Below are 22,418 nucleotides of genomic sequence, written 5' to 3'. Positions count from 1 at the left end.
GGCCCGGGGGATTCGGGGCATACTGACCTGCCGTGGCCCGCTCCTTCCTCCGCCTTATCGGCGGCAGTCCCCCCAGTGTGCCCGGCTCAAGGCCGGTAGCAACAGGGGGTGCGGGTCTCGATCGTTGCCTGACTTAACAGGACACCTCACGGCACGAACTGGCGACGGCCATGCACCTCCTCTCAGCTTGTCTGGCAATACCTTTAATATGGCCTTCATCCTGCTGTCTCTCCCGGTAAGGTTCCCGGTGTTGACTCCAATTGAACCGCAAGCTTCACCCCTTGTGGTGCTCCCCCGCCAATTCCTTTAAGTTTCAGCCTTGCGGCCGTACTTCCCAGGCGGCAGGCTTAACGGCTTCCCTGCGGCACTGGCGTGACCCGTAGTCACGCCAACACCTAGCCTGCATCGTTTACGGCTGGGACTACCCGGGTATCTAATCCGGATCGCTCCCCCAGCTTTCGTCCCTCACCGTCGGGCGTGTTCTAGCTGACCGCCTTCGCCACTGGTGGTCCTCTTGGGATTATAGGATTTCACCCCTACCCCAAGAGTACCGTCAGCTTCTCCCACCCCCTAGCTCTACAGTATCTCCCGCAGCCCAACGATTAGATCGTTGGATTTGACGGGAGACTTGCAGAGCCGGCTACGGACGCTTTAGGCCAAATAATCGTCCCCACCACTCGGGGAGCTGGTATTACCGCGGCGGCTGACACCAGACTTGCCCTCCCCTTATTCCTCCGGCTCGCTACACCGGAGAAAAGCCGTCCTCAGCGGACGGCACTCGGGGTAGCCCCGTCACGCTTGCGCGCATTGCGGAGTTTTCGTAGCTGCTGCGCCCCGTAGGGCCTGGGCCCTTGTCTCAGTGCCCATCTCCGGGCTCCCGCTTTCACGGCCCGTACCGGTTATAGGCTTGGTGAGCCGTTACCTCACCAACTACCTGATCGGCCGTAGCCCCATCCTTAGGCGATGATGGAAGCATGGTCCCATCATCCTTTAGGCGAGAAACCATTCCAGGCCTTCTCGCCTATCGGGTGTTAGCCCCAGTTTCCCGGGGTTATCCCCGTCCTAAGGGCAGGTTAGCTACGTGTTACTGAGCCGTCCGCCGTGCCTTCACCGTGGCTGAAGGCACTGACTTGCATGCCTTAGTCCCACCCCGATAGCAGTGGGGTCCGGCAGGATCAACCGGAGTTAGGACGGTCGCGGTTAGGCTGAAACTGGAAGCACGATGCGCCAAACCCACCTTAGATCTAAGTCTTCCGACTTAGATCCGCATGTCTTGTTCCCGCAACTGGAGGTCAACACATCATTCAGAGGCTGTCCGCCTTTTTCATCCGTGTTGACGCCGCCATTAAGTTGCGGTTGCGAGCTTTAAGCTCGACGTGTTATTTGTATCTTTAGGCTCCTTAATAAATATTTATCTCAACAAGCTGCTGAGCCTTTTTGCAATTTTTTAACTGACCCTGATATTGTCTATTAGTAATGTCGATCTTATAATAAGATTTATAAATAGTGATATTGCTACTTGTTTCTCGTGGTGATAAATTTTGGCAAGTAAGGATCAGGTGATTGGAGCTCTAATATGTGTTGTATGTATTATTCTTATGATTGGATACGCGGTTCTAATATTTGCTCCCAGAGCGGTTTCATGGATGTTTCCGTGGGTATCTGCAGGGGAAATTCCTTTCTGGGCAGTTGCCCTCGTGGTCTTAATAGCGTTTTTTGGTGTGATGTTCATCGGCGCATGGATTGGTTGGACAATGGCAACTACACCTCCGCCTAAACCTATAGAGGAGATAGAGAAGGAGATAGAGGCAGAAACAAAAGAGGAAGAGAAATCTGAAGGTTCAAGTCAAACCGTAACCGGGTCCGATACAAAGAAGGCGTAAATAAACCTTTAGACGTCAATCCTTTAGAGCTTTCATTTGGAGGCAGAGTATGGGGCGAGTGAAAGGAGTAGTTTTATGTGGAGGGGAGGGGAAAAGACTTAGGCCTATCACATACTACTTTCAGAAGACGATGATCCCTATTGGAAGGTCGCAGAGACCGCTCTTAGAGTATGTCCTTCGGCTTTTCAAGTTTCATGGCATTATGGAAGTAATATTGCTTGTTGGATATAAGGCAGAGCAAATCGTGAATTACTTTGAGGATGGTTCAAGGTTCAATATTAACGTGACATATGTCTATGATGATCCGAAAATAAAGGGGACAGCTGGAGCCATAGTTAATGCGTACCGTAAAGGTGCCATAAATAGGGACGACACTCTATTAGTGTATTATGGAGATATTCTTACAAACATGAATCTAACTGATTTCCTAAACTATCATAGAGGGAAGAATGCACAGGCCACTATTGCCCTATCGAGAGGATTCTCGCTTAGGGTTGGAGTTGCAGACTTAGGAAAAGACGGGCGTATCACCAGATTTAAAGAGAAACCGGAGTATGAAAAACCTGTCAGCATCGCAATCGCAGCCCTAGAAGGTGAAACTTTGCAAAGCATGGAGGAGCTAATAAAGAACAAACGAGAACTAGACCTCATGGGGGAAGTGATCCCATATATTATGGAAAAGAAAGATAGGGTATACGGATATATTACAGACGCTTTTTGGTATGATGTTGGAAGCACAGAGGCGTATGAAAAACTCGACGCCGGAACTGTTGATAAAGCCCTTAGCTTCCTATATACTTAGAAAAAGAATTGGATTAGATATGATCCTACCACCATTTAATCGTTGGCACAGTTAGGATGGCTAAACAGATGCAGCAAAGGCTTATTCTACCTTATGCTAGTCTAAAACCCGGAAGAGATAAACCTTTTACAAATGAAATGGAAAAAGCCGCGATCGTATGTCTCTCAGAAGCAAGAAGAAAGAAGACCTCATTTATTGGGACGCCGGAAAAAATAGAGGCCATATCTAAACTTGAATATCCATTATGGCTTATTCCTTGGAAAGAAAACTGTATAATAGTTGATGGTGCAGCACTATGCACAACCGTGCTAGTAAAGGAAGAAGTTCCTAGCATTAAGAGTTTCACAGAGGATTTAATCAAGTCCTCAACATCATTAGAAACATTCAAAGAGACGCTTAACAATAATATTAAGACTTTCGCGGGCTTCGCTTCCCAAAAGACCCAAACGCTGAACTCAGTAATTTATAGCGAACATTTATCCACCTCATTATTAAGCCTCGTGAGGGAAGGATGCGCATCCGAGTGCGGGATGCCAATTTCAAATGTAGATCTTCTCAGAGTTCCTGAGGGTGAAGCGAGGGAGCGAGCATACTTGTACATTCATGAGTTGGAAAGATTGGCGGAAGATGTTGATGCGCTTAAATTCGCGCTCAGAGTACTTGGCGAGCAGACTGAGTATCATAAAGAGAAAATAGCAATAGAGATTGAGCATATATGGAGAGAATACGAGTCAATAATTTCGGAAGCAAGAGAGTTCCTAAATAAAAAGATCGAGATCATGGCTAAGGAGAAGGAAAAAGAGATCAAGAAAGAAAGAGCGCAAGCAGAGGAGAAGTTAAAGAAGCTTCTTCAAGAAGAAGAGAGGATTTCAAAGAGAATTAAGGATGTGGAGCTTGTAGTGGATGGGCTGGAAAAGCGGCGAAAAGAGCAAAAGAAAAAGTATCCAAAAAGAAGTACAAGCCGACTGGATTATAGGATTGAAGTTGAGAAAAAAACGTTGAAGAAACTCGTTGAACACCTAGGTACAATCAAGAAATCAAAGGACAAGATAAAGACCGAATATGAGAAGAGAATAGCTGAAGTAGAAACAAGATATTTGGAAATAACCGCCGAGGAAATCAAGAAAGTGGAGGCTCTGGAAAATTCTCGAAACGAGGAGATTTCAAAGAGACGAGATGAAATCAGCGAAATTGAAAGAAAAGCAGATGTGATAGAATCTCAGATAAAGAGCCTCATAGAAAAAAGAAATAGGAGTATAAAAGATTTTGAAGGGAGGGTATTGCCTTACAAAGCTGAAGATGCATTGCTGATCGAAATACCGTTCTACTTGGTCATATATGAGTCTAAAGAAAAGAAGAGGTTTGATGTTCACCCACCAGTCATGATTGAGAGCTATCGTGGGATTGTGGACAGAATTAAGAAAGCACTTTTTTCGTTCAGTCTTGAATCAAGGATGCATATGCTGCTTTCCCCAAAATCGCCAGAAATAAACTCACTAATCTTTGAAAGCATGAGAAAGAGTTTGGAAAAGGACCCATTATTTAGGGAATATGTCAGAGGAATATGTGAGGCAAAGAATCTACTTAAAATGTCGAGTTTTGGGGAGGAGTTAAGAAAAGGGCTTGATGGGCTTGAAGAGGAGGGCTGGATAACCTCAAAAGAGAAAGATGAAATCTTGAAGCTTTATCTCTGAGAACAGCCTTCAATCTCATGGAATCATGTCTGCTAATAAGTCTTTAGATTGGGAGTTGACATAAAGTGTTTGTCGGGAGAGGCGAGAGGATTTGGGAGAAGAAAAAGAGAAGGTTCTTGAACGCGCCATCCTATTGAAAAGAGCATTTCATATAATAGATCTATACAGGATTGGAAAGAGACTGAAGATTCGTTTTTTCGATCAGTTTCCAAACGGCTGGGTTATAAGAGATGAAGGCGAAGCAGCCCTCGAAATATCTTCCAACATTGATGATGAAGGCTTAAAATCTATATTTAGAGAATTTAACCCCCGAGAGTGGGCTGTTTTTAGAGGGATGTTCTATACGTTGGAGGGTGGTAAGCTAAGCCTAGAGGGTTCATGGAAAAACATTCAGGACAGTATCCAAAAATCCGTGCTGAGAATAGGCACAGAAGCCATTTCAATACTGAAGACAATGATAAAGTTGGGTGGCAGCGCATCCTTCGAAGAATTACGAAAAACTGTAAAGAAGATAGATCTACAAGATGCTTTGAATGAGCTGGAAAGGCTTGGAATAATTGCGCCATTATATAAAGGTGAAAAATACCGAGAATGGCAAATACCGAGAGAGACGCTGCCTATACTTGAGATCGAACTTGGTCTAAAGAGTAGACCTCCTGGAAAGATAACTGAGCAGGTCTACACTACAGGAGAGGCGCAGGAGCGGATTGACTACGTAGAAGAAGAGAAAAAAAGAGTTGAAGCAATGGATCGGGAACTTGATGAATACTTGAACGACCTTCTAAAGAAAAGACTTGAGGAAACTATAAAATTTGGAAAAGAATTCGGCATATCTTCATTATCAGCTTACCTAGAAGACCTATTCGGACCGCTACTGTGCTTTGATAGTCTGCTAAGCATAACACAGCAGTATGGTCTTGCAAATACAGATATTATTCACGAGCGGGGAAAGACAGGGAAAAAAACAGGATGGTCACTTGCGCTTTTTGGCGATCCTGGAACTGGTAAGAGCTTCTCTACAAGGGACATGATACTAGGCAAACCCGACGCGAAAATTGGGGCGCATGGAATACCTGGAAGAAATCGCTACTGCGGCGGAATGACGCCTGCACGTTTCATAAGAATAGGGCAGGCCTATGCTGGGAAGGTCTTCAACTTCATTGTCCCAGAGTTTAACGATTTTTTTAGATATAAGGGGATGGTTGAGCCCCTTAAAATAGCGATGGAGCAGGGTGAGATAAAATATGAGACCCATACTGGGATAATAGGTCCATACCGGTTTTCTTCATTCTTCTCAGTAAATTACAATGTCTCGGTTCAGGATCGTGGATACTTAGTTACAGTTCAAGATCCGAACTTTAACGCAATCGAGGATAGGATGCTCTGCAGACTGCATAGATTGACAAAAGAAAGGTTTATTGAGATAACGCGAAGCCAGATGAAGCTTGCGCTTGGCGCCATAGATATCGAGAAGGGATCTAAGAAGATTCGGGATCACTTGACCCTGGTATATGGAATTCAAACAGGCCATTTTCTAGTGAAGGGTAAATTCCAGCCGAAACCCATCATGGTCACTCCAAAAGTTTTCGACGTTGTATCCAAGGCGAGAGAAGCGATACTGGGAGAGATTCAAGAGGAGATTGTGAAGTTCTCCGCCAGACTAGAAGATAAAATTCTACGATTCGCATGTGCAGCCTCATTAATGGATTACTTTAGGTCCGATTTGGATTTCATACCGGTGAGTGAGGAAGCATTGAAGTTTGCTATCCAATTATATGTGGAAGAGGCTTCGGTTAGGTCAAAAGAAGCGTTTGACCCGAAAGAAGTTTTAAAAAAGATTTATCCCGACTGAATCAGCCATTTGGGGAATCATATATCGGAAAGAGATTAAGATTATCTGCAAACTTTCTTAGCATCTCGAAGGCTTCATCAGGCGAGCTTAATAATGAAGAGAATTTCTCATAGGGGCAAATATCATTCTTATGCTTGTTCAGTATAAATGGAACAAGTCTTCCATACTGTAAGTTAACATTATTCTCCTTCAGAACCTTTAATCCTTCATTGCTCATAATTTCAGCATAAACAAAATCGACGTGAGAACCTGCAAGGAGGAGTGCAGCGGCTTTTCCAACAATTCTATCTGCCACGGAAGATTTATGCATTTTCTCGCCCAATCTTTCTATAGCCGTAAGCAGACCTACAATACCAGTCGCATCTGATCGGAAGATAATTTCACCCTTTTTTACTATTGCGAGCGAAAGATTATCTTTGACCAGTATTTTTTTTGCAATTTCTATGTCGTTCATTTCAATAAATTAGAAGAATGATCTACCCAATTAATATATTTGGCGTCCAATGAGGACTTATTGATCCGGGGCTTCACCAATAGGCTTATAGGAGTCACGATCTCATTCATCTCGGTGGCATATATGGATGTTTTCGATGCTATAAGAACAAGGAGAAGTATAAGGGTATTCGAGCCTAGGCCCGTAGAGCAAGAAAAACTTTTAAGAGTTCTAGAAGCGGCAAGGCTTGCGCCGTCAGCTGGCAACAGACAGCCCTGGCGTTTCATAATTGTAACAGATCAAAAAGTGAAGGAAAGTCTTCGACCGCCTCATCGAAGAGGACCAGTTCTGACGGCTCCAATTATAATCGTCGGATGCGCAATCCCCAGCGAAAGTTTTCCCGGTACAGACTTCTGGAAAATCGATGTGGCAATCGCCCTACAAAACCTTGTTTTAGAAGCGTGGGAACTGGGTCTTGGAACTTGTTGGCTTGGCGTCTTCCATGAAGAAGAGGAGATAAAGAAAGTCCTCGGACTTCCAGAAGGTGCACGCATAGTTGCAATGGTTGAACTCGGCTATCCAGCTGAGAGAAAGGGACCTGTGGTGGATCGAAAACCGCTGGATGAAATTGTACGTTATAATCACTGGTAGCTGAGATAATTTAGACTTGAATTCCAAATACACAACATTATAACTCATTTTATCTGGCTAAGACAGCATGGTATGGTGGCGGAGGAAGACTTGTATGGGAGACCGCATCGAAGCACTAAGAGAGAAATTTTCTTGCAGAAACCTCGATGGTTTCCTGATCATGAATGTTAAGAATATGCAGTATTTTACCAACTTCTCCGGTGGTTCAGCCCTACTTATACCTGAAGACGGAGACTGTATTCTTTTTGTTTATAGCGTAAATTTTGAAGCCGCCAAAGAATACGCAAGGGACGTTTGCGTTGAACTTCTTAGAATCGGCGAAGACTTAGAAGAGATACTGAGCCGCAGAATAATGTCTTTAGGTCTTGAACGTATAGGATTCGACACATTGAGAGCTGACTCGTATCTCAAAATAAAGAAGAGTTTGAAGAAGAGGGCGCTTGAGACAGGAGACAGTATGGTTTGGGATCTACGTAAAGTTAAAGACGAATCTGAATTACAATTTATGATGGAGGCGGCTAAACTCGCATCTCGCGCTATGGAAAAAGCTGTTGAAATCTTGAAACCAGGACTTAGGGAACGTGAAGTGGCTGCTGAGATCGAGTATGAAATGAGAAAAGCAGGCTCAGAAGGCTTCGCTTTCGAATCAATTGTTGCATCCGGTTTGAACTCTTCATTTCCGCATGGAGGATGTGGCGAGAGAAAGATGAAAAACGGTGATCTCGTCGTAATAGATATAGGCGCAAGGGTTCAGGGATACTGTGCAGACCTCACACGGACATTTGTCATTGGAAAGCCAAGTGCGAAACAATCCGAGGTTTACAGGGTTGTAGAAGAGGCACAGCGCATAGCAATTGAGAGGATTCATCCCGGTGTAGAAGCCAAAGAAGTTGATAAAAAAGCTAGATCCTTAATTGAGTCTAAGGGGTATGGTGAATATTTTGTGCATAACCTGGGGCATGGTGTGGGCCTAGATGTTCATGAGCCGCCAACTATCGGGCCTAGAAGCACAGACACACTGTCTTACGGAAATACTATAACAATCGAGCCTGGAATATATATTCCGGGATTCGGTGGCGTGAGAATTGAGGACACGTTAGCGGTACTGAATGGCAAGACGGTGAAATTGACGAAGACACCTATTTTTCCGCTTGTTTGACCTTCCGCCTTTTTTTGTAATATTATTCTACCGCCTAAGAAGCGATTCGAGTTTGGAAGCCCCATTCTTTTCGCGTAGATCCACAACGACGACTCTGCCATTAGGCTCTATCTCCTCTGCAATAATACAAGAGAACTTGTAGATCTTTGTCCCCTTCAGAACCCAGCAATCAGGGGACAGTCCAGCCTTCATGCAGGACTGGCATAGGAACTCTTCTGCGTCCCATCCCCACTCTATCGGCACCTGAGGAAGAAGTAATCCTCTATAGAACCCTCTCTCAACTATAAGCCCATCTGACCCAATATTGATCTTGGATGGATACTCGGTTGGAGAGGAAACAGATATTAACTCTGGATTTGTGAGCACGCTTATCTCAAACAGTGTACTGTCCAGCTCGGAAATAGAGACAGGGGGGAAACGGGGGTCTCTAGTTGCAGACTCTACTGCTGCCTCTATAACCGCGCGGACAAGCGGATATGTGGGGTAGGGAAATCCTATGCATCCCCTAAGACTCTTCTGCCCGTTTGAAATACTATTTAAGGTTACAAATACGCCTCTTGGCTCCTGAAACTTTTCAGGGGTGTCTGGAGGCGGAGAAATGATCTCACCATATCTGAGGGTCTTGTCTACAGCCATTCTGGCCAGTTTTACTAGAAACTCACCTTCTGAATCTGAAAGGTTGAATGGTTCAGTCATCTGCTTCGAGGTCTCCATTCAAGGCATAAAGTAGCTCACTGAGACTAGAACTTGATGGATTCCTCTTGAATACCGTCCTTTGTTATGATTAGAAAGTCTATGCCGTCTCCGCTCATTGCATCTCGGCTTATTGCTGATTTGATTGCGCGTGTTACTAAGTCTTTCCCCTCTTCAACTGTTAGGTCATCTCTGTAGCCATCCTCAAGCGTCCCCATAGCTATCTCTGCTCCTGAACCCACAGCCGTATACTTATCCTGAATATTTGAACCGAGAACGTCGAGCACGTACATGGATGGTCCTTCATCATCTACTCCCGCAACGATCGTCTCAGTTATTAATGGGAAGAGTCTACGGTTGAAAAGAAGGTTCGAAACCATTTTTGCTGCGGACTTCACCGATATTTGACGACCGGACTCGAGTCTATAAAGATTTGCATAGGCGCCTACCTCGCGTATGAGGATCTGCATGTCGGATACTAGACCAGCGCAAGCTGCGCCGATGCTTTCCGTTATTTTGAAGACTTTTTTCCCAGACTTACTCATAACGAAAGATCCGTATGAAACCCTCTTCTCCGAAGCGAGAACTACTCCATCCTTACAGACGACTCCAACCGTAGTTGCACCTGGAACATAAAGATACTGAGTTTGATCTCCACTCAATATAACTTCCCGCTCCTTCGAATCTTAATTCAAGCATCTTTTAATAGGCATCTAATTAACCAGACGTGGGATTATTAAAACTTTATTGCTTTCCGCACAGATTATCATCTTGGCGTCAGTAAAGTATTTTTTCGCTAATTTTCACTCGGTTCCCAACTACTGGTATTCCCTCTTGCTCAAGAAGTCTTCTTCTGAAAGAAACTTCTTCAGGGTCTCCGGCAATTATACCATCTGACCGCACAACCCTGTGGCAAGGAATCGTCCTTGGCAACGGGTTTCGATGTAAAGCGTTTCCAACTGCTCTACAAGCTTTTGGTCTACCAATCCTTATCGCTATCCTCTTATAGGTCGTCACTTTTCCCTTTGGTACATTCAAAGTAGCCAACAAAACATCTCTCTCAAATGACGAGAGAGAAGACAAACACCTGATAATCATGTTCTCTTCTTGATTCAATTCATTCACCCAGTTCTCTTATAATTCTATATAGTAAACATTTCTTACTCTCAGCATATTCTGGGAATAGGATCCCCCATCGGTCTTAGTACTATCCTTTTGCCGCCCACAACTGTTCGCATTGCTACCCCCCGGAACTCGGCAGTTGCTTCTCCAATAATTTCCGCATATTTCCCTTCTTCAGTCGACCTTAAAAGGTCAAGAGCTTCCTCGGCCTTTTCTGGGACAATTCCTATCACAATCTTTCCCTCATTCCCGATTTCTAAGGGGTCCAAACCCAGCATTTCGCATGCAACTTGGACGTCCCGCCTAATAGGGATCTTACTCTCCTCAATCATTATGCCGACATTTGATTTCTCTGCAAACTCGTTTAGAGCATCTGCTAATCCTCCACGGGTTGGATCCTTCATTGCAACAACTCCCCCAACTTCTCCGAGTAGACGATCGATAAGGTGATTCAATGGCTTAACATCCGATCTTATATCGCCTCCAAATTTCAACTCCTCTTGGGCTGATAGTACGGCCAAACCATGATCCGCTATCGTCCCAGAAATTATTATCTTATCGCCAGGCGAAATATTTGAATCGAGAATCCAGCGTCGTGAAAAGTTTTTCCTGAATCGTCTTACAACTGAGAGATTTATGTCTAGATATTCGCTTCTGAAACCGATCCCTGAAACATTTATTATACAGCCGCCTAAGCTACCCTTCTCAACAACCTTTAGGTCCCCTGTTATAATTGCAGTGCCCGCCTCAAGGCAAGTTTCACGCATACTTGTAAGAATTTTATCCAGTTCGTCCATCCTAAGTCCCTCCTCTAAAATTAGGCCGCAAGCCAAAGCTTTTGGCTGGCCCCCCATCACAGCAATGTCATTGACTGTTCCTGAGACTGCAAGCCGACCTATGTCGCCTCCAGGAAAGAAGATTGGTTTAACAACATGAGTATCACTCTTCAGTACGAGGTCTTCAATGACTGCTGCATCATCCAAAGCCTCTAAGGGCACATCTGTACTCAGCATTCTGCTCGCACCGCTAAAGTGCTTAATTATGCGATCTTTGATCAAGTCATGCATGACTAAACCTCCGGCCCCATGTAACATGGTTACGTGCTCGCTTCTTGAGACAGCCAACATATACCACCTCAAATGCTCTAGATTCTACTTAAACTAAGAATATTCTGGATTAAAAGATATTTCAGGCGGACTGCTTCACGAAGATTTGGTTTACCCATTCATCCTCGACGTTAGTCTTAAATAACTTAGTGTTGGAGTAACTCATATGCATGAGTGGGCCCTTGCAGAGGCGGTCCTAAACGCATTACAAGAAATCGCCGAAAGGGAGGATCTTGAGGAAGTTAAGGAAGTTGTCCTGCAGCTAGGGGAACTCCAACAAGTAGATGAGGAAATATTCATTTTCGCTCTCTCAAATCTCAAGACGTGTAAGCTTAATAGGGCGGTTTTCAGGATTGAGAAAGAGAACGCGGAATTTGAATGTCGATCATGCTCTAATTTCTGGTCATTTAAAGATGTTAAGATGGATGAAGAAGCCCTAGAGGCCATCCACTTCATTCCAGAAATCGCTCACGCTTTTTTAAGGTGTCCAAGATGCGGTAGCCCGGACTATAATATCGTGAAGGGGAAAGGCGTCTGGGTCAAGAATATTGTGGGAAAGAGGAAGAGTGGAGTTGATTGATCCAAGATCAAGAATTATAGATCATAGACTGAAGAACGTTGATAGAATAATAGGCGTGGTTAGTGGTAAGGGTGGGGTTGGAAAATCCCTTATCGCAACAGTATCAGCTTTAGTCCTTGCTGGGAGAGGGTTTGAAGCAGGCTTGTTTGATTTAGACTTTACAGGGCCGTCGGACCATACAATCATGGGCGAAGTTTCCCTAAAGTTTAGCGAGGATAAGGGAGTTGTCCCCATAAAAGTTAATGGAGTAAAGTTCATGTCTATCCTTGCATATTCAAAGAATCGTCCGCTTCCACTAAGGGGTGCAGAGGTCTCTGACGCATTGCTTGATATGTTAGCAGTGACACGCTGGGATAGTCTAGACCTGCTTTTCTTGGATATGCCGCCTGGCATAGGAGATACTTTTCTGGATATTGCACGTTACCTGAAAAGAACAGAATATCTGGTAATAACCAATTCTTCACTCCTCTCTGTCGAAACGGTCAAAAAACTTCTCAGCTTACTTCTTGAAACCGGTTTGCCAATTTTAGGTGTTATTGAAAATATGAAGATTGGAAAGGTTTCCAGAATAAAGAAGATTGCAGAAGAGTTGGGGACTAATTTTTTAGGCGAAATAAGTTTCGATCCAGGGTTGGAGGAAAGAATCGGGAGGCCCCATGAACTTTTGAGATCAGCGTTTGGTAAGGAGCTCTCGGCAATCCTAGAAAATAAGATCTTATGAATGTCTAACTAGCTAAGCGGAATTCTTGATCCCTATTAAACTCGCTTCCAAATTGGTTGTATATAGTTTTTCCCCTCTGGACCTAGTACTACCGGCTCGATGCCAGCGATCTCGCAGAGGTAGATAAGCTCCTGCATATAGTTGCCTGCAACGCCCAATATGTGGTTGCATGGAAAAAGCTTTATGAATTCCTCAAAACTAGAATTTAGCCTAGCGTGGACGTGCGGCCATGTCGGATTTGTCTCTGCATTTATAGCTTTTCTCTCTTCAGGAGGCAACTCTACTGCCTCCCCGAGAACTATCAGCATATAAAGCCTGTCATCCCATAGGCCAAGGCGAGCAAAGGTGATTTCTCCGGGTGCCGCATCGAATTCGACTGACGCTCCTCCCGCCTTAAAATAGTATTCTAATGCAGGATGTAATGTAACCTTCTTGAAATTCTCTTTTGGATCCATACTTCTAGAAGCGTACCAGCTCGCATGATTTCCTGAATTGCAGAAGTCCCACAAATCTTTATCTCGGTGATAGAGTCTGACGTCCATGAAGAGGACAGGTAGGCCACCACTAACATATTTTAACAACTGCATAGTTACAGCTGCTAAGGAATCCGCCTCTGTTGCGCAGACTGTAGGTTCCTTAGGACCATTCCAATCATATGGATCATTCAGAAGCATTTCTGGGACGTCGCCTAAACAGACATACTCTGTGAGTTCTCTTTGACCCTTTAGACCGCAGAAGTCAAATCCCTTTTCCTCATTTACCTTCTTTATTGCCAGGTAAAGTCGAATTTGCGTCTTTAGCGTCTCTCTTGTAAGCATTTTTCCATCATATCTTATACGGTCCCCTAAGAGATCCTCAAACCATTTAAGTCCTCTTTCAACTTCTTTCTCGTCGATTGTCTCCATAACCTTTACGAGTAAGAGCTGATCTATTTGGCTAACTGTCACACCAAATGTTTTGATTATGGGGACAAGATGGAAGTACCCTGTCTCCATACCCATTGAGTGGCCGCCGTACATACCATAAACCTCATTTTGAATGTTTGTGTAGGCTTGCGCGGCTCTCACCCAACTAATTACCTTTGCGCGTGTCTCAGGATCGTTCATGTCCCCGACTATTCGGTGAGTTCGGATCCCCACTTGCCTTAACGCGCCATCAGTTGCAAGCAATCCAACATTTCCGGGATACTTTCCGCTATTGTTTGAAAGGCAAAGTATGGGCTTGTTTCTTCCAATAGTATTTATGAAGGGCCAGACAAGGAATGGAAAGTCCCAGACATAGTAGCATAGGATGATTGATCTGCAGCCTGCTCTCAAAAGTTCCTCACCAACCTTTCTAGCCGACTTCGGAGATGTTATGGTTTCGGACCCCACAACGACTTCTGGTGAAGTTCCATCAAGATTCTTTACGCCGTTTCGGATTATTTCAGCCCATCTCTGAACATTCTCCATGCATTCTCGGCTATTCGCTCTCCAAACATGTTCTCTCTCATCGTTAAGAATAGCCATCCCGATTGGTGTTGTCTTCATACTATCACCGAAATAGCTAGTTTGCATCAAATATGATTTAACGTTTTTCTAATGTCAAGAATCTAGGGGAATGAAACATAAGGCTTTAATATGCTTATCAACCATGATGAAAGCAAATAGTTTGGGGATGAGATCTTCCGCCTTCAAGAACATTGTTCACTTTGCGGAATCGAGTACCATATTAGACTTCTGGTCCGCTGCTCCAAATGCAATCTTCTATACTGTGGAAACTGTAGCGTACACGGTGACGATGGATCACCATTATGTCTAGGGTGTGGAAAGAAACAGATAATGCCCAAGTTATCCCATTATAAATACTTCAAGTTGGGTGAATATCTAGCGAAGATTGGCAAATACTGTGATGAGGTCACACTATCTTTTTCGAAAATTGAAGAAATAATAGGGCAAAAGTTGCCAGGTTCGGCTGGAAATAAGAGCTGGTGGAAAAATAGTTGGGTTAATTCGCATTCTAAGGCGTGGATGACGGTTGGCTGGCATGTATCCTCGGTTGACCCGATATCTTTTAAAGTGAAATTCGAGAAGGATCAATGTGAGAAAAATGGAATAGACATCGATAGGAAGAGAAGAAGGGATAGATCATCCGAAGAGGCGCTCAAAATGCTAGCATATAAGGTTAAGCTGCGGCGGAGACGTGAACCTTCAAAGACAAGGATCGCGATGGCTCAGGCTCGACTGAAAAATATCGAGAGGAAAAGATTGAGACCCAAGTTCTGGAAAGGTAAGAAAAGGCAGATGTAAATTTGCGGACGGAAATATCACAAGAAACCAACCGTCTGCACATTAAAAATGCTTATAGAAATGCTTTCTTATACCAATCTGTAGAGCATAAAATTTGTAATGAGGTTTCCCTAAATGAGCATGACAATCAGCGTATCATCCATACTTAGAGGAGAATATGCTGACAAGGCGGTCGCGATTCGAGGATGGCTAGACAATAAGCGCTCCAGTGGTGGTATACATTTCCTTCTGGTTCGTGACGGAACCGGATTAATCCAATGCACTGTTAAGAAGGATGTTGTCGGCTCTGAGAAGTTTAGAGAGATTGGAAAGCTCACGCAGGAGTCGACTATTGAGATTACCGGGATGGCAAGAAAGGATGAAAGGGCTCCTGGAGGATATGAAATACAGGTTCAAGATCTAAAAATCTTTCATCTCTCAGATGAGGGGTATCCTATTGCGAAGAAGTATCACGGCCCAGAGTTTCTGCTTGATCATCGTCATCTATGGATACGGAGTCAGAAGATGCAGAGAATATTACGTGTAAGAGCTAAATTCTTAAGTGCTGCGAGAGAATGGTTTAATGATAACGGATACACGGAGTTTAATGCTCCGACACTGATTACTGCAGCGTGTGAAGGCGGATCGACACTTTTCAAGGTTGAATACTTCGGTCAGGAAGCATATTTGAGCCAGAGCTGGCAATTATATGCTGAGGCGGCAATAGCAAGTTTAGGAAAGATATACACAATTGCACCGTCCTTTCGTGCAGAGAAATCGCGTACCCGCAGACATCTCACTGAGTTTTGGCATCTAGAAGTTGAGGTGCCTTGGTGTGACCTAGAGGGGATTATGAAGGTTCAAGAGGATCTTCTTTCATACATTATTGATTCGCTATGCAATATGGCTGCTGAGGATCTTCAAGCATTAGGGCGCAGGACGGAGGATCTGACTAAGATGAAGCCACCGTTTCCTAGGATAACTTACGACGAAGTTGTCGATATTCTCCGCCAAGAGGGCTTAAACTTCAGCTGGGGAGATGATCTAGGATATGTAGAAGAGAAGAAGCTGACAAAGAAATTTGATAAACCTTTTTTCGTAACACACTTCCCCAAAAGTGTCAAAGCATTCTATCACAAGCCAGATCCTAGTAGACCGGAAGTAACATTATCGGTAGACCTGCTAGCGCCGGAAGGATATGGAGAGATCACGGGCGGGGGGCAAAGAATCGACGACTTAAATGAGCTGCTCAAGAGGATTGAAGACGAAAGACTAAATTCTAAAGATTATGAGTGGTACATAGACCTCAGAAAATATGGATCTGTACCGCACTCAGGCTTTGGACTTGGTGTTGAAAGAACAATCGCATGGATTTGTAAGCTAACCCACATTAGAGATGCAATAGCCTTTCCAAGATTAATCAACAGGGTCTACCCATAAAAGATTCCGTGGACGAAAATGGTTAACATTATTTCTCCTTAGAGTCATTGCCGTTAGACAAAAAGTAGGATTCACAGACTTATCAAAAGCCCGCATTACCTAAATGCTATATGAAGGTTTCTTGATAATACTTAAATTAAGTATTGATGACGTTTGATGTTGAATGGTGACGGATATGCCCCGAATTATTAAAAAACTACAGGGTGTCGCTTTAGATGTTGAGAGGACCGGAGAATTTGTGGTCGATGAGGAGGGGGAAAAGTGGGAGAAATGCATCTTCACCGTAGAGCTAAAATGCTTCTCGAAAAGAACTCCGAACGAAAAATTGCCTGAAGGAATAGAAGGCAAAGAAGTAAAGATTGTAAGATACTGCTGCTTCGACTGGCATTTCAAGCTCGGAGTGATGAAAACTCTAGATCCTAAAGAGACAGAAGACGTGCTAACGGGAAACCCATGCGAAACAGTTTGGTGGTAATAGTCTCATCCAATCACCCTGCAGTGTTAGAAGCTTCTTATTTACAATCATCATTTGCTATTTAGTTTTAGAATAGGTAATATCGGTAATTTGAATGAAACAGTTTTTATACTTCGGAGACAATCATTTAGTTGTCTAGCGAAAAGGTTGTTGCGAATATTTGGCATGGAGAAACGGGTCTTTAATCATTATCTCCATTATTCTGATTATCATTGTAAATTTTGTAGAGGCGGGCTCGGGAAGCACTCCCAGATCGAATAAAGCGATAGTTATAGATCCGTTCAATAGAGAGTTTAGCGATCTGGGCAGTTACTATATGCCGCTATTCAACGTATATAACATAACCATTCAGAGTATCATATATAATCTTGAGCGGGCAGGCTACTCTGTGGATTATTATAAAAATGAAGATGTTACTTTAGATCTTCTCAAAAGAATTGACAATGAGGGTTACGGTGTTATTTACATTAATACTCATGGCTTCTTAGACTCGAATAAGGTCGTGATCTTCACACGGGAAAAGAAAGAGCTAGGGAAAGAGGAGATTTATAAAGACGACATTGAATCAGGCCGTATAGGATGCTTCGAACTGGATGAAAGCTTAAAGGGATATTACTACATTACCCCTGAATTCTTTTACTTTTACGGTACCGACGGCCAGTACAGTGATGCATTAGTATTTATAGATGCATGCTTCTCTGGCAATAACTCTAGCTTAGCCGATGTTTTTCTAAAGCTTGGCGCTAAATGCTTTATCGGCTGGTCTTGTCTTGTAGGTGTGGAGCATGGTGTAAAAATGGATGGTCTATTTTTCCACATTATTTGCACGCGAGGTTTAACAGTTACTCAGTCTTTAGCATTCACAGTTCCGGATCCGGTAAGCGGCGCGAGGCTCGTGTATTTTGGGGATGGGGATCTTCGTCTTAATGAATTGAAAATAGATGAGAATCTAAATGTGGATATTATTTTTTACGCAGCGGCGATAATTGTGCTAGGGGTCGGCGTAGCATACAAGATACTAAGATTGTTTCAGGCTCGGAATGTTCCGTAGATGATCTAAACGTTTCTTTGGCTGGAGTATTCGATAAGTTTCTGAAGAATATAGTAATAGGCTGGTTTAGGCTCGTATCTCTCATCAAAAATGAGCGCCGAGCCATATCCGCCAAATGTGCTTGGTATCCACGAATAACGATCTGTGAACCCCCACATGACAAAAGCTGTACATTTCTCAGCAGAGAGGCATACGTCTAAAATGTCTCGATATATTTCCGCTTGCTTGATCAAATCAGACTGTGAGGCAGGCGTTCTCAGACGCACGTCCATCTCCGTTATGTGTACTTCTAGACCAAGATTATTTAAGCGCCTTATATTAGCGGCAACACTTTGCGGGGATGGAGGAGAGTCTGCGCTTATGTGCATCTGGAGGCCAACACCATGGATTGGCACCCCCTTCTCTAAAAGTCCTTTAACCAAATTGTATACAGCATCTGACTTTACACCTAAGCCCTCAGCGCCATAGTCATTATAGAACAGAAGCGCATTTGGGTCGGCCTCATGAGCCCACCTGAAAGCCAACTCGATATATTCTGGACCAATATTCTGTAGCCATATTGTATTTCTTAAAGCACCGGAGTCATCTATAGCCTCGTTCACAACGTCCCAAGCATAAATTCGTCCTCTGTACCGACCAACCACTGTCATTATGTGATCCCTTAGAATCTGAATCCACTCATCTCGAGTGTACCGTCCTGCTGTAATCCAGCTGGGAAGCTGAGAGTGCCAAACGAGAGTGTGCCCCCGCACCTTCATACCATGCGCTTCAGCAAACTCAATCACCCGATCTGCTCCTGCAAATGAATATACGGTGGGCTGAGGATGGACTGGTCCGAACTTCAAGACGTTCTCAGTCGTTACCATGTTGAATTCACGTTTAAGCGTTTCAGCATAATCCATAGTTAGGTAGTCGGGTTCAACTGCTGCACCAATATATATTCCGCATTTTTCAGCAAGTGTTCTCAATGATGGCGCAAACTTTCTCAATTGTCCAACTTGAGATTCAAGGTTCGATATTCTTGTTTTCATACCTTCCAATTCTCCCGTTCTTGCAAAGTATCCCAAAAGAACCCCTACTATTATTCCAAGAATGGTTCCACGTGCCAAATCCATTTTCGAGAATGGCATTGGAATCCCTGAGTTTTATTTATTTCTTGATGATAATATAAAAAATTTGTCTAGATTAAAAAATATAGCTGTTAGTTATGCTGGACAGAGGGCGACTTCCTAGCATGATTTGCGAAGTTGTTAGCTAGCAGAATGAAACTAGAAGAATCATATCGAATTTTATTTTAGGCTAAGTTTTTCACAGACTTCACACTTTATTTAATAAATATGTCTTAAATAAGGACAGATATTATCCTGGTTTGTCGCAGCGATCTCGAGAGCATGTGAATAGCTGGAAATGCGGAAAGACATAAGTGTATGCAGGTTTTCCTATGAGAGAACAGTTGGGATCCATCTGCTTGTTATATGGTTAAAATACATTATGAAATGCGCCAAAAAAAAGAAGTAATTATGGTCTCGGGTTAGACATTGCTATGATTTAAAGAAAGATATTGGATTTTATGTTACCATATTGGCTACACGTATCGAGAATGTTTGGGTACGGGTTATTCCGCCGCCTGTCACTATCAGATCGAAGGTAAATGTGGGCCAACCAGATGCTTGTAAATACGTATCCCAAACAGTTGAAGGTGCCAGAAAGCTAATAGTTACACTTGCATATCCCCCGCTAGGCACATTAACTGTTTGAGGGCTTATTGTAATATCGACACGAGTGGGTCCAGTATACCCTGAAGGCCACACTAATGATCCTCGACTGATCGTTACTGAGCCACTAAAACCGTTAACGGACTCTATCCTTATGGTTTTAACTGTGGGGTTCACGTTGTCTGTCTCTAGATCAAATGAGAATGAGCCCGTTATCTTAATGTCAGGTTGAGCTGGTGGTGGTCTAGTTGCGAAATAGATAACAACAATTATGGCAATTATGGCCAAGGCAATTATGCGTGCAATATTTGTTCCGCTTACCATACCTCTTTTCAAGAGTTTCGACAACCCCTTTCACCAATTCTTTTATGATGATCAATTTATATTTAAAATTTTAGCAAGCTCCCTTGAGTTCTCATGCTATTCCGTTTCAATATATATTTTCAAATAATTATCTATTGTGTTTACCTTTAGATATAGCACGTTAGACGATCAATTTTTCACCTATCTATTTGAAATATGCATATGTAACATGGTAAGGTAGCATGATATAATAAGTTTTATAAACTCAGGCTGGGAAATATAATTATTCGGTGGAAAAATGTCAGAGATAATCGAAGAGAAAATCCGGCCAGTGACCTATCTTATCGGTGTCGTCTGTGTCGTTATATTGTTGGCGTTCATAGGCTACTTTACGCTATTCACAAGAGCTGGTGCATGGTTTGACTTCAAAATGGGCGATGTCTGGACTAGAAACTGGTGTACTGAATTTACTATGGTTCTTTTCCTTCCGTTGATAACTTCGGCTGTAGCAGCACTGATAGGACCAAGAGTTAGAAAAGGGGAACTAATAGTTATCCTAGCCATGATGATGGCGGTATGGATGTTTCCTTTGTACCAAGGTCTTATGTGGACAGTTACAATGTTGGGCGTTGCGCGGGGTGCATCCGCATTCCACAGGTGGACGCTTGGTTATGGTGCGGAACGCAATTGGATCTTCGGTCCTGACCCTAATGTTGCTGAGTACTGGAACTCTTGGATGTATGGTGGACCAGTACCTTGGGATAAATGGATTCCATCCCTTACAGTTAGTATACTGACAGTGATGCCCCTGCTCTTGTCATATGTCTTCTTAGCTTCAATATGGAGGAGAATGTGGATAGACATTGAAGCCTTACCATATCCTTTGGCAACAGCCAACTCGATGGTTATAAACCAGGTATACGAAAAGACAGAGAAAGGGACACCTAAAATCTTAGCGAATATCTATCTTTGGATTGGATTTGTTGTAGGTTTCATCCTGCTCATTCCATGGTGGGGCGTAGATACTCTTCCATGGCTTGGTCTAAGTAGGTGGCCTGAACACTGGGTCTATCCGCCTCAGACAAATCTGTCGGGGATGCGCAATAGCTTAGGCCTTTATAATGTTTGCTTAACATTTAACATGCAACCCATGTGGGTAGCGGGAGCCTTCCTAGTGCCGACAACCACCCTGCTCAGCTATATCGTAGGCGCCTTCTTCGCATGCTACCTTTTGCAATGTCTCCCGGTCTACTTGGGCATATGGGAAGCTGGATCCTATGGCAACGATGTCACAACCAATTGGAGAGGCTTTACGGGGCCAATGATGCAGGCTTGGACGCGTGATTGGGGCGCTAGAGCCTTCTCAGCCTTTGGCGCAATGTTCGGCCTAGTATACTTCCCACTATGGATTCATAGAGCAGAAGTAATCGATATGATCAAGGCAGTGTTCGGCAAAGGGAGCCCTGAGGTTGAGAAACGAGAGCCAATGAAGCTAAGATACCTAGTCATCGGATATATTATTTGTGTGCTATGGTATGTCTTCATGTGGGATTTCAGAACAACCGGTGGCAAACAGTTTGGAGTCTTGCCTTACATTGCTGGCATAATTTGGGTAGTGGCAACGGGCTGGATGTACATGATAGGATCGGCGAGAACGGAGGCAGAGTTCGGCGTATTGGTGAGCCCAATAAACTGTAACATGTTCGCCCACAACTGGAACGAGGGGATGAAAACTTACTGGTTCGCGGATACAGGGTCACCATTCTACATAAGCGACCTGAAGACGAGATATCTAGTATTGAGCGCTGATGTAAGCTGGTTCGACCAGGTCTTCAGAGCCGCGCCCTTCACATATCTGCTGCACTACTTCAAGATAGCCTCCCTTAACCGTGTCCACGCAAAATACATATTGATAGGAGCAATCATCGCAACAGTTGTTGGAGCGGCGATCACACCGCCCATGCTACTACAGTTCTGGTGCATGTATGGCGCAACAAGACTGAAAGAGTTTGCATATGACGGCTCGCCAAGCAATTACTTCCAGAGAGGTCCGACATATGGCAGCACTAATGTAGTTGGAGATTACTGGCGAGGAGGCGTTATTGCCCAACCCGTGGCGGGTCAGTGGGTGCAGTTTGTGGTTACCGCCATCGGAATAAGCTGCATCTACATCTTAAGATCAAAGTTTCCATGGTTCCCGCTGAACGCTGCTGGTGTGGCCCTAGGTTTCTTATGGGTCGTCGATTTTCTATTCTTCCCAAGTATCATTGCGTTGGTGCTAAAGTGGATTATATTAAAGGTTGGCGGATTGAAACTATACGAAGAGAAAGCAATGCCGCTCATGGTTGGGGTCGCAGCTTCGCTTGGTTTGGCAGTGGTTGTAAACAATGTTGCAATAGGCTTGTCTCCACACTAGAATGACCCTTTTTTTCCCTTTTTTTGTTAAAACTTATATCGATTAAATACAATTT

At 43.8% G+C, this 22,418-nt stretch carries 22 protein-coding genes and 1 rRNA gene; 14 read left to right on the top strand and 9 right to left on the bottom strand.

What is annotated here, in order from left to right; all coding sequences use genetic code 11:
• A 16S ribosomal RNA gene (locus NZ952_01415) occupies positions 1–1,186 on the bottom strand; the annotation flags it as partial.
• Positions 1,187–1,541: 355 nt separating this feature from the next.
• Between NZ952_01415 and NZ952_01410 the strand changes: the two genes are divergently transcribed.
• From NZ952_01410 to NZ952_01395, 4 genes are all read left to right on the top strand, one after another.
• Positions 1,542–1,883: a hypothetical protein gene (locus NZ952_01410; GenBank protein ID MCS7119855.1), complete on the top strand. Its 342-nt coding sequence runs from the start codon at positions 1,542–1,544 to the stop codon at positions 1,881–1,883.
• A 49-nt stretch (positions 1,884–1,932) separates the two neighbouring features.
• Positions 1,933–2,685 carry a nucleotidyltransferase family protein gene (locus NZ952_01405; GenBank protein MCS7119854.1) on the top strand — a complete coding sequence of 251 codons (753 nt, stop codon included), beginning with the start codon at positions 1,933–1,935 and terminating at the stop codon, positions 2,683–2,685.
• Positions 2,686–2,753: 68 nt separating this feature from the next.
• On the top strand, positions 2,754–4,379 hold the full coding sequence (locus NZ952_01400; GenBank protein ID MCS7119853.1) for a hypothetical protein: 1,626 nt from the start codon (positions 2,754–2,756) through the stop codon (positions 4,377–4,379).
• Between the two features lie 91 nt (positions 4,380–4,470).
• Entirely contained in the window at positions 4,471–6,231 is a 1,761-nt protein-coding gene (locus NZ952_01395; GenBank protein MCS7119852.1) for a hypothetical protein, read from the top strand.
• Position 6,232: 1 nt separating this feature from the next.
• Here the strand turns inward: NZ952_01395 and NZ952_01390 are convergent, their stop codons facing one another.
• Positions 6,233–6,685 carry a DUF1893 domain-containing protein gene (locus NZ952_01390; protein MCS7119851.1) on the bottom strand — a complete coding sequence of 151 codons (453 nt, stop codon included), beginning with the start codon at positions 6,683–6,685 and terminating at the stop codon, positions 6,233–6,235.
• A 60-nt stretch (positions 6,686–6,745) separates the two neighbouring features.
• Here NZ952_01390 and NZ952_01385 point away from each other — a divergent pair, with 60 nt between their 5' ends.
• Both NZ952_01385 and NZ952_01380 read left to right on the top strand, forming a co-directional pair.
• The gene (locus tag NZ952_01385) at positions 6,746–7,315 is read left to right on the top strand and encodes a nitroreductase family protein (protein ID MCS7119850.1); all 570 of its coding nucleotides are present in this window, start codon (positions 6,746–6,748) and stop codon (positions 7,313–7,315) included.
• A gap of 94 nt (positions 7,316–7,409) precedes the next feature.
• A complete protein-coding gene (locus NZ952_01380) occupies positions 7,410–8,474 on the top strand; it encodes a Xaa-Pro peptidase family protein (protein ID MCS7119849.1) in 1,065 nt (354 codons plus the stop codon).
• Between the two features lie 27 nt (positions 8,475–8,501).
• Here NZ952_01380 and NZ952_01375 read toward each other — a convergent pair whose 3' ends face one another.
• From NZ952_01375 to hypE, 4 genes are all read right to left on the bottom strand, one after another.
• Positions 8,502–9,188 carry a TIGR00296 family protein gene (locus NZ952_01375; protein MCS7119848.1) on the bottom strand — a complete coding sequence of 229 codons (687 nt, stop codon included), beginning with the start codon at positions 9,186–9,188 and terminating at the stop codon, positions 8,502–8,504.
• Positions 9,189–9,214: 26 nt separating this feature from the next.
• Positions 9,215–9,829: an archaeal proteasome endopeptidase complex subunit beta gene (psmB, locus tag NZ952_01370; GenBank protein MCS7119847.1), complete on the bottom strand. Its 615-nt coding sequence runs from the start codon at positions 9,827–9,829 to the stop codon at positions 9,215–9,217.
• Positions 9,830–9,944: 115 nt separating this feature from the next.
• Entirely contained in the window at positions 9,945–10,283 is a 339-nt protein-coding gene (locus NZ952_01365; GenBank protein ID MCS7119846.1) for an MGMT family protein, read from the bottom strand.
• 50 nt (positions 10,284–10,333) lie between these two features.
• Positions 10,334–11,416 carry a hydrogenase expression/formation protein HypE gene (gene hypE, locus NZ952_01360; protein MCS7119845.1) on the bottom strand — a complete coding sequence of 361 codons (1,083 nt, stop codon included), beginning with the start codon at positions 11,414–11,416 and terminating at the stop codon, positions 10,334–10,336.
• 145 nt (positions 11,417–11,561) lie between these two features.
• On the opposite strand from hypE, the gene hypA reads away from it, so the two are divergent.
• On the top strand, positions 11,562–11,975 hold the full coding sequence (gene hypA, locus NZ952_01355) for a hydrogenase nickel incorporation protein HypA (GenBank protein ID MCS7119844.1): 414 nt from the start codon (positions 11,562–11,564) through the stop codon (positions 11,973–11,975).
• Positions 11,968–12,696 (top strand): P-loop NTPase, encoded by a 729-nt coding sequence (locus tag NZ952_01350; protein MCS7119843.1) that lies wholly within the window; start codon positions 11,968–11,970, stop codon positions 12,694–12,696. Before hypA ends, NZ952_01350 begins: the two co-directional genes overlap by 8 nt.
• Positions 12,697–12,731: 35 nt before the next feature.
• Here the strand turns inward: NZ952_01350 and NZ952_01345 are convergent, their stop codons facing one another.
• A complete protein-coding gene (locus NZ952_01345; protein MCS7119842.1) occupies positions 12,732–14,225 on the bottom strand; it encodes an L-fucose/L-arabinose isomerase family protein in 1,494 nt (497 codons plus the stop codon).
• A gap of 121 nt (positions 14,226–14,346) precedes the next feature.
• On the opposite strand from NZ952_01345, the gene NZ952_01340 reads away from it, so the two are divergent.
• The 5 genes from NZ952_01340 to NZ952_01320 all read left to right on the top strand — a co-directional run bounded on the left by NZ952_01340 (position 14,347) and on the right by NZ952_01320 (position 17,929).
• Positions 14,347–14,496, top strand: a complete 150-nt coding sequence (locus NZ952_01340) for a hypothetical protein (protein ID MCS7119841.1) — start codon at positions 14,347–14,349, stop codon at positions 14,494–14,496.
• A gap of 20 nt (positions 14,497–14,516) precedes the next feature.
• The gene (locus NZ952_01335; GenBank protein ID MCS7119840.1) at positions 14,517–14,984 is read left to right on the top strand and encodes a hypothetical protein; all 468 of its coding nucleotides are present in this window, start codon (positions 14,517–14,519) and stop codon (positions 14,982–14,984) included.
• Positions 14,985–15,098: 114 nt separating this feature from the next.
• Entirely contained in the window at positions 15,099–16,403 is a 1,305-nt protein-coding gene (gene asnS, locus NZ952_01330) for an asparagine--tRNA ligase (protein MCS7119839.1), read from the top strand.
• 175 nt (positions 16,404–16,578) lie between these two features.
• Complete coding sequence (locus NZ952_01325) at positions 16,579–16,878, top strand: hypothetical protein (GenBank protein ID MCS7119838.1); 300 nt, start codon at positions 16,579–16,581, stop codon at positions 16,876–16,878.
• A gap of 160 nt (positions 16,879–17,038) precedes the next feature.
• Positions 17,039–17,929 (top strand): hypothetical protein, encoded by an 891-nt coding sequence (locus NZ952_01320; GenBank protein ID MCS7119837.1) that lies wholly within the window; start codon positions 17,039–17,041, stop codon positions 17,927–17,929.
• A 5-nt stretch (positions 17,930–17,934) separates the two neighbouring features.
• Here NZ952_01320 and NZ952_01315 read toward each other — a convergent pair whose 3' ends face one another.
• Together NZ952_01315 and NZ952_01310 are read right to left on the bottom strand one after the other, a co-directional pair.
• Positions 17,935–19,059, bottom strand: coding sequence for an endo-1,4-beta-xylanase (locus NZ952_01315; protein MCS7119836.1), 1,125 nt, complete (start codon positions 19,057–19,059; stop codon positions 17,935–17,937).
• 438 nt (positions 19,060–19,497) lie between these two features.
• Positions 19,498–19,992, bottom strand: coding sequence for a hypothetical protein (locus NZ952_01310; GenBank protein ID MCS7119835.1), 495 nt, complete (start codon positions 19,990–19,992; stop codon positions 19,498–19,500).
• A gap of 253 nt (positions 19,993–20,245) precedes the next feature.
• Between NZ952_01310 and NZ952_01305 the strand changes: the two genes are divergently transcribed.
• A complete protein-coding gene (locus NZ952_01305) occupies positions 20,246–22,363 on the top strand; it encodes a hypothetical protein (protein ID MCS7119834.1) in 2,118 nt (705 codons plus the stop codon).
• Positions 22,364–22,418: the final 55 nt, after the last annotated feature.

The organism is Candidatus Bathyarchaeota archaeon, from assembly GCA_025059045.1.
In the GTDB taxonomy this organism is placed as follows: Archaea; Thermoproteota; Bathyarchaeia; order Bathyarchaeales; family DTEX01; genus JANXEA01.
Note: the sequence above shows the minus strand (reverse complement) of the source record. Positions and strands in the feature narration are given on the sequence as shown.